At 43.3% G+C, this 15,194-nt stretch carries 16 protein-coding genes; 3 read left to right on the top strand and 13 right to left on the bottom strand.

Going from position 1 to position 15,194, the window contains the following annotated elements:
* Positions 1 to 33 precede the first annotated feature (33 nt).
* Positions 34 to 1,263, bottom strand: a complete 1,230-nt coding sequence (locus FU659_RS26795) for an MFS transporter (RefSeq protein WP_147950372.1) — start codon at positions 1,261 to 1,263, stop codon at positions 34 to 36.
* A 137-nt stretch (positions 1,264 to 1,400) separates the two neighbouring features.
* Here FU659_RS26795 and FU659_RS26790 point away from each other — a divergent pair, with 137 nt between their 5' ends.
* Positions 1,401 to 2,264, top strand: coding sequence for an AraC family transcriptional regulator (locus FU659_RS26790; protein WP_147950371.1), 864 nt, complete (start codon positions 1,401 to 1,403; stop codon positions 2,262 to 2,264).
* A 90-nt stretch (positions 2,265 to 2,354) separates the two neighbouring features.
* Here the strand turns inward: FU659_RS26790 and FU659_RS26785 are convergent, their stop codons facing one another.
* From FU659_RS26785 to FU659_RS37695, 4 genes are read right to left on the bottom strand one after another with little or no spacing between them, the layout of a single operon-like run.
* A complete protein-coding gene (locus tag FU659_RS26785) occupies positions 2,355 to 3,140 on the bottom strand; it encodes an ABC transporter ATP-binding protein (RefSeq protein WP_147950370.1) in 786 nt (261 codons plus the stop codon).
* 11 nt (positions 3,141 to 3,151) lie between these two features.
* Positions 3,152 to 4,372 carry an MFS transporter gene (locus tag FU659_RS26780; protein ID WP_147950369.1) on the bottom strand — a complete coding sequence of 407 codons (1,221 nt, stop codon included), beginning with the start codon at positions 4,370 to 4,372 and terminating at the stop codon, positions 3,152 to 3,154.
* Positions 4,373 to 4,430: 58 nt separating this feature from the next.
* On the bottom strand, positions 4,431 to 5,000 hold the full coding sequence (locus tag FU659_RS26775) for a FadR/GntR family transcriptional regulator (protein ID WP_261808074.1): 570 nt from the start codon (positions 4,998 to 5,000) through the stop codon (positions 4,431 to 4,433).
* Positions 5,000 to 5,134, bottom strand: a complete 135-nt coding sequence (locus tag FU659_RS37695; protein ID WP_261808073.1) for a hypothetical protein — start codon at positions 5,132 to 5,134, stop codon at positions 5,000 to 5,002. Before FU659_RS37695 ends, FU659_RS26775 begins: the two co-directional genes overlap by 1 nt.
* Before the next feature lie 123 nt (positions 5,135 to 5,257).
* On the opposite strand from FU659_RS37695, the gene xerS reads away from it, so the two are divergent.
* Complete coding sequence (xerS, locus tag FU659_RS26770; RefSeq protein WP_147950368.1) at positions 5,258 to 6,340, top strand: tyrosine recombinase XerS; 1,083 nt, start codon at positions 5,258 to 5,260, stop codon at positions 6,338 to 6,340.
* A gap of 2 nt (positions 6,341 to 6,342) precedes the next feature.
* Here xerS and mgrA read toward each other — a convergent pair whose 3' ends face one another.
* From mgrA to FU659_RS36535, 8 genes are all read right to left on the bottom strand, one after another.
* On the bottom strand, positions 6,343 to 7,332 hold the full coding sequence (mgrA, locus tag FU659_RS26765; protein ID WP_147950367.1) for an L-glyceraldehyde 3-phosphate reductase: 990 nt from the start codon (positions 7,330 to 7,332) through the stop codon (positions 6,343 to 6,345).
* Positions 7,333 to 7,407: 75 nt separating this feature from the next.
* Positions 7,408 to 8,430 carry a phosphotransferase gene (locus FU659_RS26760; RefSeq protein WP_147950366.1) on the bottom strand — a complete coding sequence of 341 codons (1,023 nt, stop codon included), beginning with the start codon at positions 8,428 to 8,430 and terminating at the stop codon, positions 7,408 to 7,410.
* A gap of 22 nt (positions 8,431 to 8,452) precedes the next feature.
* Positions 8,453 to 8,959 carry an ADP-heptose synthase gene (locus FU659_RS26755; protein ID WP_147950365.1) on the bottom strand — a complete coding sequence of 169 codons (507 nt, stop codon included), beginning with the start codon at positions 8,957 to 8,959 and terminating at the stop codon, positions 8,453 to 8,455.
* Between the two features lie 105 nt (positions 8,960 to 9,064).
* Positions 9,065 to 9,700, bottom strand: coding sequence for a ribonuclease H-like YkuK family protein (locus tag FU659_RS26750; protein ID WP_147950388.1), 636 nt, complete (start codon positions 9,698 to 9,700; stop codon positions 9,065 to 9,067).
* A gap of 229 nt (positions 9,701 to 9,929) precedes the next feature.
* On the bottom strand, positions 9,930 to 10,223 hold the full coding sequence (locus FU659_RS26745; RefSeq protein WP_147950364.1) for a hypothetical protein: 294 nt from the start codon (positions 10,221 to 10,223) through the stop codon (positions 9,930 to 9,932).
* A 61-nt stretch (positions 10,224 to 10,284) separates the two neighbouring features.
* Positions 10,285 to 12,588 carry a thiamine pyrophosphate-dependent enzyme gene (locus FU659_RS26740; RefSeq protein WP_147950363.1) on the bottom strand — a complete coding sequence of 768 codons (2,304 nt, stop codon included), beginning with the start codon at positions 12,586 to 12,588 and terminating at the stop codon, positions 10,285 to 10,287.
* 38 nt (positions 12,589 to 12,626) lie between these two features.
* Positions 12,627 to 13,637 (bottom strand): 2-oxoacid:acceptor oxidoreductase family protein, encoded by a 1,011-nt coding sequence (locus FU659_RS26735; RefSeq protein ID WP_147950362.1) that lies wholly within the window; start codon positions 13,635 to 13,637, stop codon positions 12,627 to 12,629.
* A 117-nt stretch (positions 13,638 to 13,754) separates the two neighbouring features.
* On the bottom strand, positions 13,755 to 13,937 hold the full coding sequence (locus FU659_RS36535) for a hypothetical protein (protein WP_147950361.1): 183 nt from the start codon (positions 13,935 to 13,937) through the stop codon (positions 13,755 to 13,757).
* A 218-nt stretch (positions 13,938 to 14,155) separates the two neighbouring features.
* Between FU659_RS36535 and FU659_RS26725 the strand changes: the two genes are divergently transcribed.
* Complete coding sequence (locus FU659_RS26725) at positions 14,156 to 15,109, top strand: sensor histidine kinase (RefSeq protein WP_187274419.1); 954 nt, start codon at positions 14,156 to 14,158, stop codon at positions 15,107 to 15,109.
* Positions 15,110 to 15,194: the final 85 nt, after the last annotated feature.

Here is a 15,194-nt window from a genome sequence, read left to right as displayed (position 1 = left end):
TTTTTCAAGGATAACCACCGGTTAGCTTAGTGGTCAATGATCAGCTATATCAGTAGATACTTGACCGGGCGAATGATGAACCACAGGGGCTATATCTTCTTCCACCTTCGCCTTTTTCGAAAAATAAGGAATTAATAAAGCACTAGCAAAACTGAAGATCATAACTGCCTTGAAGGCAAAGCCTTGGAAATTAGCAATTCCCAGAATAAGCGCAAGCATAATAATGCGTGAGAATACCAAGATAAGTTCCCGCCAAACCATGATTCGCGCCTGGTGTACAGGAGACAGTTTATTCGTAGCAATGAATTGTCTTGCACTCCAAATGGTAAAGAAGAAAAATAGACCAACTGTCGTTAATATATTGGATACGATAAGAATCGGTGGCGTTGGAAACAGAGCAAGTAAAAATCCGGCAGCGGCTGCAATCATCCCGAAGGTCAACCACCAGGAATCGTGTATGCGATGTGAACGGCTGAGTCGTCTATAAACAAAGACACACGCGACAGTAAACGCTGTATACATAATTTGAAGCAGAGCAATAGAAAGCTTATCTTTGGTTACAGAGAAAGTAAAAATGAGGGAGAAAATACCCTGAAATTGAATAAAAAAACCACCTGCAATCAGTGAGGGTATCATCCATTTCAGACTTGGCGTCGAGAAGACTTGACCGATACCAAACATTTTAAAGACAGGCTCAGAAGCTTCTTTCAACGATATTCGCGGGACATAATAAGAGGCGACAATCATTAAACCGATGAATACAAACATAACTAAAAACGATCCTGTGAATCCGATTCCCTGAATAATAAGGGCAAAAAGCAATGGATTAATGAACGCAATGATTTGACCGAATACATTCGTGGCTGAGAAAAAGGCTGTAAATTCTTTACCTTTACCAAAGAGTGATATCCCGATATTTTGTGCGGCGGAGTAAAATCCGTTCGTAATGCCAACTGGCAGAGCGATTAACGTCAAATAAAATAATTTAGGCTCTACATGTACCCAAGATAACAAAATAAATGTAGCACCGGCGCATATCGCTGAAACACGCATAACCGAGCCAATGGTAAACCTGGACAGTAGTTTCGCACCATACATGAAGGCTATTCCCCATGCTACAAACATGACCAGATTAAACCAAGCAACATCAAAAATTTGCTGCCCTTTCTCCCAAATAAAGAGGTTAATAAAAATGCCCATGTAGTTGAATATAATACTTGAACTTACATTCATCATTAATAAACGCTTAAGTGAATTCGTCATGATCCTACTCTACTTCCCGTAATAGTCTAATTATTGTTCCCATGGAGCCATTACTCATATAGAATGTATAGGAGTAACTAAGCGATTGCTCATTATATCAACCATATCACTGAGTTAGCATGGAAGGAATGTACGATATGACAAAATTCATGGATTATATGATCAGTCCTTATCCGCTGCGTATCATTACTTTGCCTGTCGATTCAAGCAAATTAAAGCTGCACTCCTTAATCGTTTTGAATGTAGGGCATCTTCCAGGACGCACTTCGTTTCGTCATGACGCAACGTTTGAGAAATGGGCCTTCGTCTATCTGGATGGGGGAAACGGGACCTATCAGGTCGATGGAGGAACCGTTCAAAAGATTCAAAGCGGGAGTCTATTCTTTCTTCGTCCTGATGTTGTTTATAATTATGGTCCTGATGTAAATGGTTTTTGGAATGAATACTATTTCACATTTGAGGGCAGTCGTATTGAAGAGTGGTTAAACAGTTGGCTCAAAGATGTCGATGTGGCGAAGCAGGTCGGTCATGAGGATGCTACTCAGCAGAACCGCATTGAACGGATCTTCATGCTGATGGAGAGCGGCATACCCGACAATATTGACCGCGCTGCGTTGCTGCTTGAATCTTTGCTTTTTGAATTTATGCTCAAGGATCAAGGATTAGCTCAACATACGAAAAAACAGCAAATTATCGACCTTATGAACGATCTTGGCGATTCCTTATTCGAGCCTTTTGATGCCTTTAGCACAGCAAAACGTCACCATATCTCGATTTCTACGCTGCGCAGAGTCGTTAGTGAATATACAGGCTATCCGCTTAATGCCTATATCCATCGGTTGAAAATTGCGGAAGCGAAAAACATTTTGCTTAATACCGGCAGCACGGTAAAAGAGATCGCTGATTCGCTCGGTTATAAAGATGTGTTTTATTTCTCACGATTATTTAAAAAATACGTCGGAGTCTCTCCTCTTTTATATCGTAGTCAGATGCAGTCCTAATTTTAGTTACATAATAATAATTATGTAAACAAATAACTGCATTAAAAAACCACGTTATAAAAAAACTTATTTTCATAACGTGGCTATTGGCTATTCAGTTTGAGGAAGTACCCAAATGCGGCCGCCTCGCTCAATGACCTCAACCTGGGATTCGAAAAAATGGCTCATCTTTGCGCTTGTTAATACTTCTCCGACTACTCCGTGTTGGAAAACTTCCCCTCTCCTTAATAGGAGAACATGCTGGAAGATTGGAAGGATTTCCTCCGTATGATGCGTTACGTACAGCAAGGTTGGCGCATCTGCGGCTCCAGCCAGCTGAGCGATCGCTTCGAGCAGTCGCTCTCGAGAGAATAGATCCAATCCATTGCAAGGCTCATCAAGAATCAACAGCTTCGGCGAAGCCATCAAGGCTCTGGCAATGAGCAGCTTCTGCTTTTCGCCTTGTGAACAGGTCTGGAAGGCTCGCCCTGCCAAATGAGCGCAGCCCAATTGTTTCATCAGCTGAGAAGCACGTTCCCAATCTTCTTCGCTTGGCTTTTCATACAAGCCGATCGTCGCGAATTTCCCACTAACGACAATGTATTCGGACTTGTCGTTCGCGTACAGCTTTTCTTGTAGAGACGAGCTGACCCAGCCGATTTCCTTTCGCAGCTCGCGAAGATCAATGCTTCCGAAATCATTTTCCAAAACAGAGACTTTTCCTGTGGTTGGCCATATATAACCATTGATGACATTAAGCAAAGTTGTTTTTCCAGAGCCATTGAGTCCAAGAATCGCCCAGTGCTCGCCTTTCTTCACTTGCCAATTCATCTTCTTTAGTAATTCTAATTCTCCTCTACGATAGGTAACGTCCTCGATACAGATAGCCTTATCCAAGATAACCCCTCCTACTTAACTTCTCCTTGCAGTGTCCGATCAGATGGCAATAGGATCGTTAATACGCCAAGAAGTGGTAAATATGCACACAATTTAATGACGAAAGCAACACTTGTCGTATCCGCAATTGCTCCAAGCACCGCCGATCCAATACCACCTAAACCAAATCCCAAACCAAAGAACAAGCCCGCGACCAAGCCTACTCGACCAGGCAATAGCTGCTGTGCGTAAACGATGATTACCGAGAAACCAGACATCAAAATAACCCCAATACAAATCAACAAGAAAACAGCAGCTGTCGGAGACGCATAAGGAAGCAGCAATGAAAATGGAGCCGTCCCTAAAATCGAAAACCATATAATATTACGTTTCCCGAACCTATCAGCGAGCGGGCCGCCAAAAAATGTACCCGCCATCCCTGCAAACAACAGAATAAACAAATAAAATTGGGACTGCTTGATCGTAAAGCCAAAGCGGTCAATGAGGAAAAAGGAATAATAACCATTCATGCTGGCTAAATAAACAAATTTAGAGAACAAGAGGGTAATCAGAATCGTCATCGACAGGACAATCGTACCTTTTTTAAGATGAGATTCCCTTTTCACAACGGGTTTCACAGCTGCTCTCGCCGCACGCTGTGACAAGTCTTTTTTATACCACTGTGCTACTCGAAATTGCACAATAACAGCTAGTGCAGCAAACAGCGTAAACCAAATCATGCTTTTCTGCCCATATTGCACAAACACAAACGCAGTTAATATAGGTGCTATCGCTTGCCCCGTATTCCCACCTAACTGAAAGATCGATTGTGCGAGCCCTTTGCGAGTTCCTGAGGCTAAATGGGCTACACGAGAGGATTCAGGGTGCAGTACCGCGGATCCTATGCCGATCAAGATGACAAATAACAGCAGTACCGCATAATTAGGTGCATAGGCTAAGCCGGCAACTCCTACTAAAGAGAATAAAACACCAACCGGTAGTATGTAGGGCATCGGTTTCTTATCGGTATATAGACCAATAAGTGGTTGCAACAAAGAGGCTGTAATATTGAGTACAAAACCAATCATACCAATTTGGCCAAAAGTAAGATGCATCGTTTCCTGCAGCAGTGGAAACATCGATGGGATAACAGATTGTATCGCATCATTGAGCAAATGAACAAAGCTTACAGCAAAAAGTATAGATAATGCCATTGAACTGGCTTGCTTGCTAATTACAGCAGACTGATTCATGTAAAACTCCCCCTAATTAAATTCGTTATATCATCTGACGTTTAATTCGAAAAGACTACTAAAGTAATCTTTTCTCTAGTTCTTTCTTGGTGCCTTCCAATTGATTCAATGTACAAGCCATTGCTTTTGCCGGGTCCTGATCCCGGATTGCCTCATACATTTGAATATGCAGCTCTGTCTGGTTGTTTTCATGCCGTGGGTCTGTCAGTAATTTGTCCAGAGCCGTACGCAGTACATTAGAAAATGAGCGATATAAGTCTACAATGACCGGATTTTTGGCAGCCGCTGCAATAGCTAAATGAAAGGCGACATCCGCATCAAGGTATTGTTGGTGATCACCAGAGACTAAAGCTTGATTGCGAATTTCCAAAAAGTTGCGAATCTGCTCTAAGTCATGTTCATCGCGGCGTTCAGCCGCCCACTTGGCAATTTCTAATTCCAGTATTAACCTGACCTCATAGACATCAAGCACCTCTGCCCGACGCAATCGGTAGTCTAGTGGTTCCTGCTTGCTTGCATCACCGATCACGAATGTGCCATGTCCTTGACGCTTCTCCAGCATACCTGCATGTGCAAGAACACGAACCGCTTCTCGAATGGTTGAACGCCCCACACCAAATTGTGCCATTAATTCAGGTTCAGTTGGAATTTGAGCCCGATGGCAATCTCGCCCAGAGAGATTTTCTTTTGGAGTTGCTCCACAACATCATCGACAATTTGCTTGCGATGTACCGTTTGAAAGGAAACTTTGCTAGAATTCATCAGATCATCTCCTATTTGTTTATAGTACAGAATATCAAGAAAAAAATCTAGACTTTTCTACCTTTTTTTTTCATCCACTGCTATACTAACAGCAAGAAGACAAGCGCAGAGGTGATGACACCCATGAATATTATTAAAGTGAAAGACCGCAATGAACTTGAGAAGAAAATCCCCACAATGCCTTGGTACATAGAGAAATTCATTAATTACAAGCTTCCTGATCTTTCTCCCTCCTCGTTATTGGAATATGTGCGAGATTATGAAATATTTTTATCTTGGCTGCTTGCTGAAGGCTTAAGCACTGCCGCTTCCATGTCACAAGTGCCGCTTGAAGATTTGGAAAGGCTGCACATGGATAGCGTTGACAACTTCCGAATGTTCCTAGCCACCCGTAGGACTCACACCAATATGAAATCCACCATAAATCGCAAACTGTCTTCATTGCGTTCTTTATTCCATTATTTAAGCCAGATTGCTGAAGATGACGACTTCTATCCGCTTCTGAAACGGAATGTCATGGCTAAAGTTGAAATTAAACGTTCAAATAAGCCCAAAGATACGGCAGCCAAACTTGAGGGCAAGCTTTTACAAGAAGAAGAAATTATTGATTTCATTGCCTATGTGCAAAATGGCTATGAGCATGATGTTGCTGCCAACAAGCAAGCCTTGTATTCTTACGAGTTAAACAAAATTAGAGACACTTGCATCATTACCCTTATTTTGAATTCAGGACTTCGGGTATCTGAGGTTTTCAATCTGAATGCCGATGATATTGATCTTAAAAAAAAGCTAACCCACGTGTATCGCAAAGGTAAGAATGATGATACCTTCAAGACACCTGTCTATTTCAGGCAGGAGGCTATTCAAGCATTAACCGATTATTTGGCTATCCGTCAGCTTCGTTATAAACCGGTCAAGAAAGAAAAAGCCCTCTTCCTTGCCATCGCGAACGGCAAAAAAGAAGGCGAGCGTATAACGAAACGAGCTATCCAAGAATTAGTGATTAAATACGCCAAACGCTTCGGTAAACCATACTTGTCTGTTCATAAGCTGCGTCATTCCTTCGCTACAGATTACTATCTGCAAAATGACTTATACAAGACGCAGGAACAGTTAGGACATGCCTCACCGGAAACAACCCAAATCTATGCGCATCTAACCGACAAAACAATGTCTGAAGCGATTGATAAACGAACGGAATCCTGAAATTATTTCAGGATTTTTTCGATTTGCGCCAGCTCCTCCGGAGCGAAGTCGAGATTTTTTAGTGCTGCCACATTATCCTCAATTTGAGAAACACGACTGGCCCCTATTAACGCAGATGTGACGCGCTCGCCGCGCAATACCCAAGCCAATGCCATTTGTGCTAAGCTTTGACCGCGGGAAGCTGCCAGCTCATTCAACTGCGTAATTTTGGACAGCTTATCCGCAGTTAAATCCTTTGTATTTAGAAATACGCTATCTCCACTAGCCCTGGAATCGCTTGGAATTCCGTTTAAATATTTATTCGTTAGCTGTCCCTGAGCCAAAGGTGTAAAAGCAATGCTGCCCACACCGAACTCATACAGGACATCTTGGAGTCCATCCTCAATCCATCTATTCAACATACTATAAGAAGGCTGATGAATCAGCAGCGGTGTACCTAAACTCTTCAAGATTGTCGCAGATTCTCTCGTTTGTTCAGCCGTATAATTCGAAATGCCAACATACAAGGCTTTTCCTTGACGAACAATTAAATCTAGTGCTGTCATCGTCTCTTCAAGAGGTGTGTTTGGATCTGGTCGATGCGAATAGAAAATATCAACGTACTCCAGGTTCATACGCTTCAAGCTTTGATCCAAACTGGACACAAGATATTTCTTCGATCCCCACTCCCCATAAGGCCCTTCCCACATATGGTATCCGGCTTTCGTTGAGACAATCAGCTCATCACGATATGGAGCCAAATCGCTTTTGATCACCTTACCGAATAGCTCCTCCGCTGACCCTGGTGGCGGTCCATAGTTGTTCGCCAAATCAAAATGGGTAATTCCCAGATCGAAGGAGCGAAGCAGCATAGCCTTCCCATTTTCATAACGGTCGAGTCCGCCAAAGTTGTGCCACAATCCTAAGGAAATCGCCGGGAGCTTCAACCCTGACTTCCCTGAACGGTTATATTTCATTTCTGCATAACGGGTAGAACTTGCTTGATAGACCATAATTTATCCTCCTTAAGTGATTCAATCCCCATGTACTTACTTAGTATAGTCCAATCGCCGACATTAAAGTAATGGCTATTTAGATAAGTCTTGTATCAGCTTGACGCCATACGATTGCAGCCATCTTGTTTTGTCATACGTGTTGTGAATAATATCGACTAAAACTCCTTGAGCATCAACACCGTCAAAGTAGCGCCCAAGGAAATGAACGAATACATCAAGCCGACGAAGCTCAATTAATAGTGGCAAATACGGATACTCTGTTTCCTCTAAGCAAACAGAAGCGCGATATCCCTCATAAAAGGCTGAACACTTCAGTCTCAAAACCTCTTCCGGCAGTGTTGGGTCAATCAGATCCGATAAACAGACCGCTAACTCCATCACACGAAGGTCCCAGGTCACAAATTCAAAATCTAATACGGCAGCGATTTGTCCCTCTGCATCGACTAGCATATTGGAACCATTAATATCACCGTGAACAAGTTGATGCGGAAGCTTCCTGAGTGTTGGAATCGCTTCATAAAAGGCAGCAAAACGACCATAAATGTACGTCAGCATCTCCCGTTGAAACAAGAATGCCTCTGACGGACGAAGGCAAAATTCACGAATGGCTTCCGGCGAACATCGCGGATGAATATGTTCAATCTCATAATAAGGGGGATACACAGGATTAGGCGCCACATGAATAGTGGACAGAGCTTTCGATAGCTGTCCGACTGCTTTCCCAAAAGGTTTTAACTGAAACAGATGTTCCCAAGTTGGATTGTAGCCTTCCGTATAACTGAATAAAGCTGCCAATTTCCCTTGTTCATCATCCAATCGAACGACCGTTTCACCTGAAGGAAGCTGAATAGGTATAGGTAGTCGATAGGGAAGTGGATATTTGGCTAAGGCAAGGAGAATATGATGTTCAAATATTATTTTATCGAGGTCACGATGTGTTTCGTATAAGCGCATCACGTAAGTGGTGCCCTCAACGGCAACAAAACGGGTTGTATTATTCATGCCGCCAGTACCTATACGCATGGACCATTTTTTTCCGGGAAACCAATGAGCCGGTAATGAGCTCAAAAGCTCCTCTTGATCTTTAATCAACATACTCGAAGCTCCTTATTCATATCTAAACCTCATTGTCGCCCTCGACTGCGAATTCAAAATCCTCGACATCAAAAGCTTCAATCGGAATGCCTGCCTGCACAAGACGCTCAATCAACTCTAACTGATCCGTTAATAGAGCGGATTTCTCTTTAATAGCCGTAAGAATAAGCTCTGTCTCAATGGGGTCGAAACTTTCTCCGTATTCTTCATTATCAACGGCAAAAATAATGACGAGGGTTACATGATCATTGATGGGTAATGGCGGGCTTTTTCGCCAAGGCATAGAGAGTGCTTTTTCAATTTTTTTCTTATTAAACGATTCTTCAAAAAAAGCAATGAGCTCACCGATCATCTGCTTCACAAAACCGTCATCTTCTTGTTCTAACATGATAGGTTCGCTTTCCGTTTGAAGCTCATACAATTCTTGAATGCTTGTATAAGGAATCATATAGGTAACAGGTTGCCCTGGCAACATTAATTGACCATGAACCGCCAGCATAACAGCCTCAATAATAAACGTTTTGGACATTGTACAGTCCCCCTCTCTCAGGTTATCACTGCAATATTTCGCTACGCGGCATGGGAAATCCTCTTTTCTTATACGGTTCATCTATCTCTTACGCAAACAAAACCGTCAGCTCGAATGATCGCTGGGATCACTTCGAACTAACGGTTCCATGTTATCTTGCAAACCATTCTCCATTACCTCTTGACTGTCATAAACAGAGTAAAAAGGCGTTTTCGAATAGCGATTTGCATAGGACGAGGCCACATAGCAATCCGGTTTAATTACGGGTACCATACCCATTGTCTCTACACGACTTATCATTTCTTGAACGTACTTCGCTGTGCGATTTTTATTTCTATCATCGCCTGCGTCAATATGAATGTACATGTCGAATGAAGCTCCTTGATACACATTAGGAAGTACGATATCTTCCATCGAGCGCCGCTTGGACTCATCAAAGAACATCGCAATTTCTTCACTCAAAGCGGTTTCCATCGAGAGTTTTTCTCTGATGGAATGTAAGGCTCTTTGTACAATCACTTGACGATAGCATGCCCATGCTCCTTTGCCCATGCGCTGGATGACAATACCGGTAATGAATTTCGTGTGCCCCGGATGCACCTGACAATCCGTTCCGATTATGAATTTGTAAGTGGCCTGGGTGTCCAATCGCATGAAATGGAGAATTCGTTCGTGAACCATGTTCAAACTCAGACCTCTTTCCGTCGTGTTCCGAAATTCCAGTGGATGTGTCGTCGCCATAAGTTTCAAAGATCAGGTTCTCCCCTTCTCCTTAGAATGAAAAAGAAGCGGATGCCCAAGGCTGCACCCGCCCCTATCTATAGTATATGGCAAACTTCCTATGATCGAACCATCAACTTATCGCAAAACGCTGCCGCCATACAAAAATCGATTTTCCCATTGCTTCCCAGCAATCTGGTTGCGATTATTGTCGATCCCCCGAGTCCGCGTGCCTATTTGACTACAAGGATTAATTTTCCACTATTCGAACAAGTGGCTTTCGTGTATCCTGCCAGATTAATTCGTAGTTTGGATCATTTTTTAATTTCACATTACACAGCTTCATTTCTCGTTCCTCAAGCTCAAAAATAGCCCATTCACCATTCTCTTTCATGCCAACAGTATTCAGAAATCGTTCAAAATTCTCTTCTGCCTCTTGGTGTTCACCCCAAAATTTCACCCCATAATAGGCCAGCCCATAATGGTTTACGAGCATGCAAGAATATATTAATCCGGTTTTTTTCTGTTTCAATACGTAGGGCATTTGCTATTCCTCCATAAAAAGGCACGAGCACCATAATGGTGATCGTGCCTTCGAATTATAACTACAAGTACGCGTTCTCGTGTTTTGCTTTTAGCATATTCCATCTACGCTCGACTTCCTTTTCGAACGTTTTCAACGAGTCCTCATATTCCGGCTTGGTCATATGTTTCGTTTTGCCCATTGTTTTCAGCCAGTCAGATAGAGGGATTTTCTTGCTTTTATCCTCCGGATTGTAAGTAATGGTCGTGACCCCATGCTCAACCTCGTAGAGAGGAAAGAAACAAGAATCAACGGCTGCGCCCACAATATTTGAACCTTCCTGATCGTCAGACAACCAATTCAGCGGGCAAGCAATCAGGATTTTCCCATACACCAATCCTTCGTGCTGAGCATACCACTGTGCTTTTGCTGCCTTTTTCACAAGATCCTGCGGATAGGCTTCTGAACCTGTGAATACATAAGGAATATGAGTAGCTGCCATTATTTGAGCTGTGTCCTTATGATGAAACACTTTACCGCCTTGGTTTTTTCCTACGTTTGATGTCGAGGTGCGATGACCCATAGGTGTGGAATAGGACAATTGAGCGCCTGTATTCATATAGCCCTCGTTATCGTACTCAAGTATAATCATGCGATGGTTGCGCAGTGCGGCGCCGATTGCCGGCCCCATCCCGATGTCCATGCCGCCGTCTCCTGTAATCATGACGAAGGTGAAATCATCTTTCAAATTCAAATAATCAAGCTCTCCCCGCCGTTTACGCTCCCAGAACATCTCTACAACCCCTGAGAGGGTCGCAGCGCCATTCTGGAACAAATTGTGAATATAGGTCGCCTTATGTGCCGAATACGGATAACCAGTCGTTACAACCATTGCACAGCCTGTGTGGAAGATTGAAACAATGTCTCCTTCGATGCCCTTAAAGAATAGCTCCAAACCGGAGAAGATCCCACACCCCGGACATGCGCCATGTCCTGGAGCGATTCGTTTAGGTTTTTTCGTCAGTGCACGCAGCGGCGGAATACGAACGTTTAACTTGCCCGTCGTTTCATCCGGCGTTACCGTGATGAGTCCTGTATTTAAATCTTCATAGTTCATCGGTGTGAGCACCCGCTTTGGCGCCTTTGCCGAGTCGCCTGGCGTGTGTCCATAATAATCGAAGGGTACTTCAACTTTCCCGCTTTCCATCGCATCAATAGCGAACTGGAACAAATTGTGCCCGTCCTCGGCATAAAAATCTTTACCGCCTAACCCATATATACGGCTTATTACCAGCGTATCCCGGTTCCCACAGGTGAATAGCGCCGCTTTTATTTCATTGACCATGTTACCGCCATGGCCCCCATAAGAATCCGCGCGATCGCCTACTGTGACTGCCTTGATATGCTTCAGGGCCTCAGCAATCTGCGCAGCTGGGAAAGGTCTAATCATGTTCGGCGCCAACGCCCCCGCCTTAATGCCTTTCTCACGAAATTGGTCCACGACGTCCTTAATGATTTCGGAAGCTGAATTCATTAAGAACACCGCTACCTCCGCATCATCCATCCGATATTGATCCAGGATCGGATAATCACGCCCTGTCAATTCGGCATATTCCTGCCGTATGCGGTCATACACTTCTCCGGCGTTATACATCGCTACAGACTGCTGATAACAGTTGTTAATGTAATCCGGCTCATTCATGTAAGGGCCTACGGTGATCGGATTATTACGATCAAGCGTATCTGGATAGCCTTGCGGCTTCTCGCCAACGAAAGCCTGTACATCAGCACGATGTGCAAAGGTTTGTACCCTGCGCTTCTGATGGGATGTAAAGTAGCCATCGGAAGCAACTAATACAGGCAAACGAACATCAGCGTCTTCGGCAAGCTTCAAGGCCATAATATTCATATCGTAGACCGCTTGCGGGTCGCGACACATCAAAATAGGCCATCCTGTATTTAACGCATAATACAGATCAGAATGGTCTCCGTGGATGTTCAATGGACCGGATACTGAGCGGCAAACTAAATTCATCACCATGGGGAATCGAGTTCCCGATTGCACGGGCATTTGTTCCAGCATATACAAATAACCATTGGCGCTAGTCGCGTTGAATACCCGACCTCCTGCCGTAGAAGCTCCATAACAGACACCTGCGGAACCATGTTCGCCATCAGCAGGAATGAGAACAATATCATGTTGACCGTTCGTTTTCATTAAATCCAGAAACTGAGCAACCTCTGTAGACGGTGATATAGGAAAATATCCCATAATATGATAATTGATTTGATGAGCGGCATATGCTGCCATTTCGTTCCCTGACTCGTACACAATGCGCTGCTCAACCTTGGCTTGCCCCAATTCTTTCTTCACATCAATGGCCATGCGTCAGTTCCACCCTTCTCCCATAAGTACTCTCTGTATTAAGAGTTTATAGCCAGATTGAATCGATGCGGTATTCGATGCGCATCGGCATAGCCATCTTCTTCGCGCGCATTGGAGAGCGCATCGGTTGGACAAGCCTGTACACATTTCAAGCAGCCCTTGCAGTATTGATAATCAATACCTTGCAGGAACATTTGGGGACGTCCTTTTTTGTCAGGGAGCTCATCCCATACAAAACAAAAGTCAGGACAAACATTGTCACACGAAGCACAATGTATACACTTATCTTCATGGAAATGAGGCATCATACCCGCTCGTGAAATACTGAGATCTTTCAGTATACTATTGCCCGGGTTGGTAATCACGCCGCCGAATGGCTGTGTCGCGTATCCGAGAACAGGAGTATCATAACGTACAAATTCCGGCATGGTTTCACCTTGAGGAAGCGCATACGTTTGAAATTGTACTTCTTCGTACCCCCGATCAAAGGTTCGCAGTGCAGGTGCAACGGCTTGCGGATATTTCTTTTCAAGCGATTTTCGGATAACCCCTCGCATAACATCGGGATCAAGAAAATCGCACAAACGGAACAATGCGCCTAGCATCGCCATATTAACGCGGTTTTTCTCTTCGAGAGAAATGCCAATGGCATCGATGACTGCAATGGTACCGCCTCTCAACTTCATTTTTTCCTTCAGCTCATCAGGGGTTTTCGTTGAATTTACTAAGACTGTACTATCCTCATAGATGCCACTGATAACGTTTACAGTTTTGGAAAGCGATTCATGAAAAACACCCACCACATGTGGTCGTTCAACAGGAGAAGTATCACGAATATTCGTCTCCATGTCACAGAATCTAATATGTGCTTTTACCGCAGACCCTTTCTTTTCCGACCCGTAGGAAGAAAAGCTAACCCCGTTCAATCCCACCCCAACGACTCCCGCTTCCGCCAGCATTTTACCAGCTAAATTAGCGCCAAGCCCTCCGATGGATTCCAGTCTAATCTCGAAAAAACCGAGATCGTTCAATTTAGGTAAAGTTACCATGGTGGTCTCCTTTCAAAAATGAACTGCATCCTAAAGCAATAGTAAGAATAGTAAATCTATTCTCATTTCATTGTAACAAGAAATTTCTTGTAATCAACTGTTTTTTACGAAATTCGGTCAAAGTAAGTAATCGATAATAAGGCCGCATGCTCCAAGATAGTAGCTTCGCGAACCGCATTGTTCATCCTCGGATTGGATTTCCCCCTCTTCACGTTCGCAATCCTCACAAATGTCAACATAATCCTCATCAATTGGATTAAAAACAATTCCACATACCTGTGAGCATGCCTTCATCATCATCGCTCCTCGTTTTCCAATCCCTCATAATTGTAAACGTTTGCAATTCATTTTTCCTAATTATACAGCTGTTTACGCCAAATACACTATAGGTCTTTATCAAATCTTTAGCATTTAAACACGATCACGCCCTTGATCTAGTCGAATTATGTGCGATAATGTAGAAAATAATGACATTTTCTTCTAACGGAAAGGATGGTTTTCCATTGCTTCACTCGATCATGTCTTACGAGCTGCATGGTCTCTTCTACATCATGAGCGCTATATTCATTCATTTAGTGCTAACCCCCATCTTCTTGAACAATGAAAAACAGCTTAAATATTTATTCGCTATTATTCTAATTGCTCTGGTATTTTTGTACTGGGGATTTGAAGATATTAATCCTTACATCTATAGTCTCCACTTATTTCCTGTATGCTTAATTATTGTTCTGCTTTTTCTCGGAATCACTCCCTCTTGGATGACATGGATTTGCTTCAACATCGGATGTTTAGTTTTGTTTAATCATTTTTCACAGCCAGTCCTTGTGAGCAGCTCGATCCTTTTGATTTCTGGATATATCCGGAAACATGCGACGCATAAGCAGAAACTTGGAGTTAAGCTGCTTTACGCTACCGGAATGTTGATCATGTATGACGTATTATATGTGATGTTCGTTCCTCAATTATCTTTGTATGCTCAATACACCATGCTGCTTTCGTTCCCATCTGTTTGGATGGTCACATATTTATTATTTTATGTTAAGAAAAACGAGGTGCATAAACAACGCCTTTTATTGTTAGAAAAGGACCGGATGATCGGTCAAATGGCGGCCACCATTTCTCACGAAGTCCGGAATCCATTAACCTCAACACGCGGCTTCCTGCAACTTTTAGCTCAAAAAGAAATTACGGTTCATGATCACAAACGTTATATGGAGCTTGCCTTATCAGGCATTGATCAAGCAACCACCATGATTAGCGATTATTTGAATTATGCCAAGCCAGCCGCGAACTTGCAAGAACAACTGGATATGAAAGCAGAGTTGGATGCCATACTGCGTTTCATCACACCTTATGCCACTCAGCGCTTAGTCACAATTGAACTTTCCCACGAAACCGAAGCGCCACTCTTCATCCTAGGAGATTCCAAAAAACTACGTCAATGCTTAATTAATCTCTTGAACCTCTCATGACTAAAGTCACGAGATTCTTGGGTAGTCTCTTCTAACGAAGAGAAGTTTACCAAGCTAACCCTGTCGTTCCGACAGTTCGTGTAGT

It is taken from the genome of Paenibacillus sp. N3.4 (assembly GCF_008017805.1).
Classification (GTDB): Bacteria; Bacillota; Bacilli; order Paenibacillales; family NBRC-103111; genus Paenibacillus_E.
This window is presented reverse-complemented; position numbering and strand designations above follow the sequence as displayed.

Bases quoted from the DNA above. Each gene is read 5' to 3' on its own strand.
- FU659_RS26795 (WP_147950372.1), bottom strand. From the start codon at position 1,263: ATGACGAATTCACTTAAGCGTTTATTAATGATGAATGTAAGTTCAAGT.
- FU659_RS26790 (WP_147950371.1), top strand. From the start codon at position 1,401: ATGACAAAATTCATGGATTATATGATCAGTCCTTATCCGCTGCGTATC.
- xerS (WP_147950368.1), top strand. From the start codon at position 5,258: ATGAATATTATTAAAGTGAAAGACCGCAATGAACTTGAGAAGAAAATC.
- FU659_RS26735 (WP_147950362.1), bottom strand. From the start codon at position 13,637: ATGGTAACTTTACCTAAATTGAACGATCTCGGTTTTTTCGAGATTAGA.
- FU659_RS26760 (WP_147950366.1), bottom strand. From the start codon at position 8,430: ATGTTGATTAAAGATCAAGAGGAGCTTTTGAGCTCATTACCGGCTCAT.
- FU659_RS26775 (WP_261808074.1), bottom strand. From the start codon at position 5,000: ATGGCACAATTTGGTGTGGGGCGTTCAACCATTCGAGAAGCGGTTCGT.
- FU659_RS26750 (WP_147950388.1), bottom strand. From the start codon at position 9,700: ATGGCGACGACACATCCACTGGAATTTCGGAACACGACGGAAAGAGGT.
- FU659_RS36535 (WP_147950361.1), bottom strand. From the start codon at position 13,937: ATGATGATGAAGGCATGCTCACAGGTATGTGGAATTGTTTTTAATCCA.
- FU659_RS26725 (WP_187274419.1), top strand. From the start codon at position 14,156: ATGTCTTACGAGCTGCATGGTCTCTTCTACATCATGAGCGCTATATTC.
- FU659_RS26755 (WP_147950365.1), bottom strand. From the start codon at position 8,959: ATGTCCAAAACGTTTATTATTGAGGCTGTTATGCTGGCGGTTCATGGT.
- FU659_RS26745 (WP_147950364.1), bottom strand. From the start codon at position 10,223: ATGCCCTACGTATTGAAACAGAAAAAAACCGGATTAATATATTCTTGC.
- mgrA (WP_147950367.1), bottom strand. From the start codon at position 7,332: ATGGTCTATCAAGCAAGTTCTACCCGTTATGCAGAAATGAAATATAAC.
- FU659_RS37695 (WP_261808073.1), bottom strand. From the start codon at position 5,134: ATGAATTCTAGCAAAGTTTCCTTTCAAACGGTACATCGCAAGCAAATT.
- FU659_RS26780 (WP_147950369.1), bottom strand. From the start codon at position 4,372: ATGAATCAGTCTGCTGTAATTAGCAAGCAAGCCAGTTCAATGGCATTA.
- FU659_RS26740 (WP_147950363.1), bottom strand. From the start codon at position 12,588: ATGGCCATTGATGTGAAGAAAGAATTGGGGCAAGCCAAGGTTGAGCAG.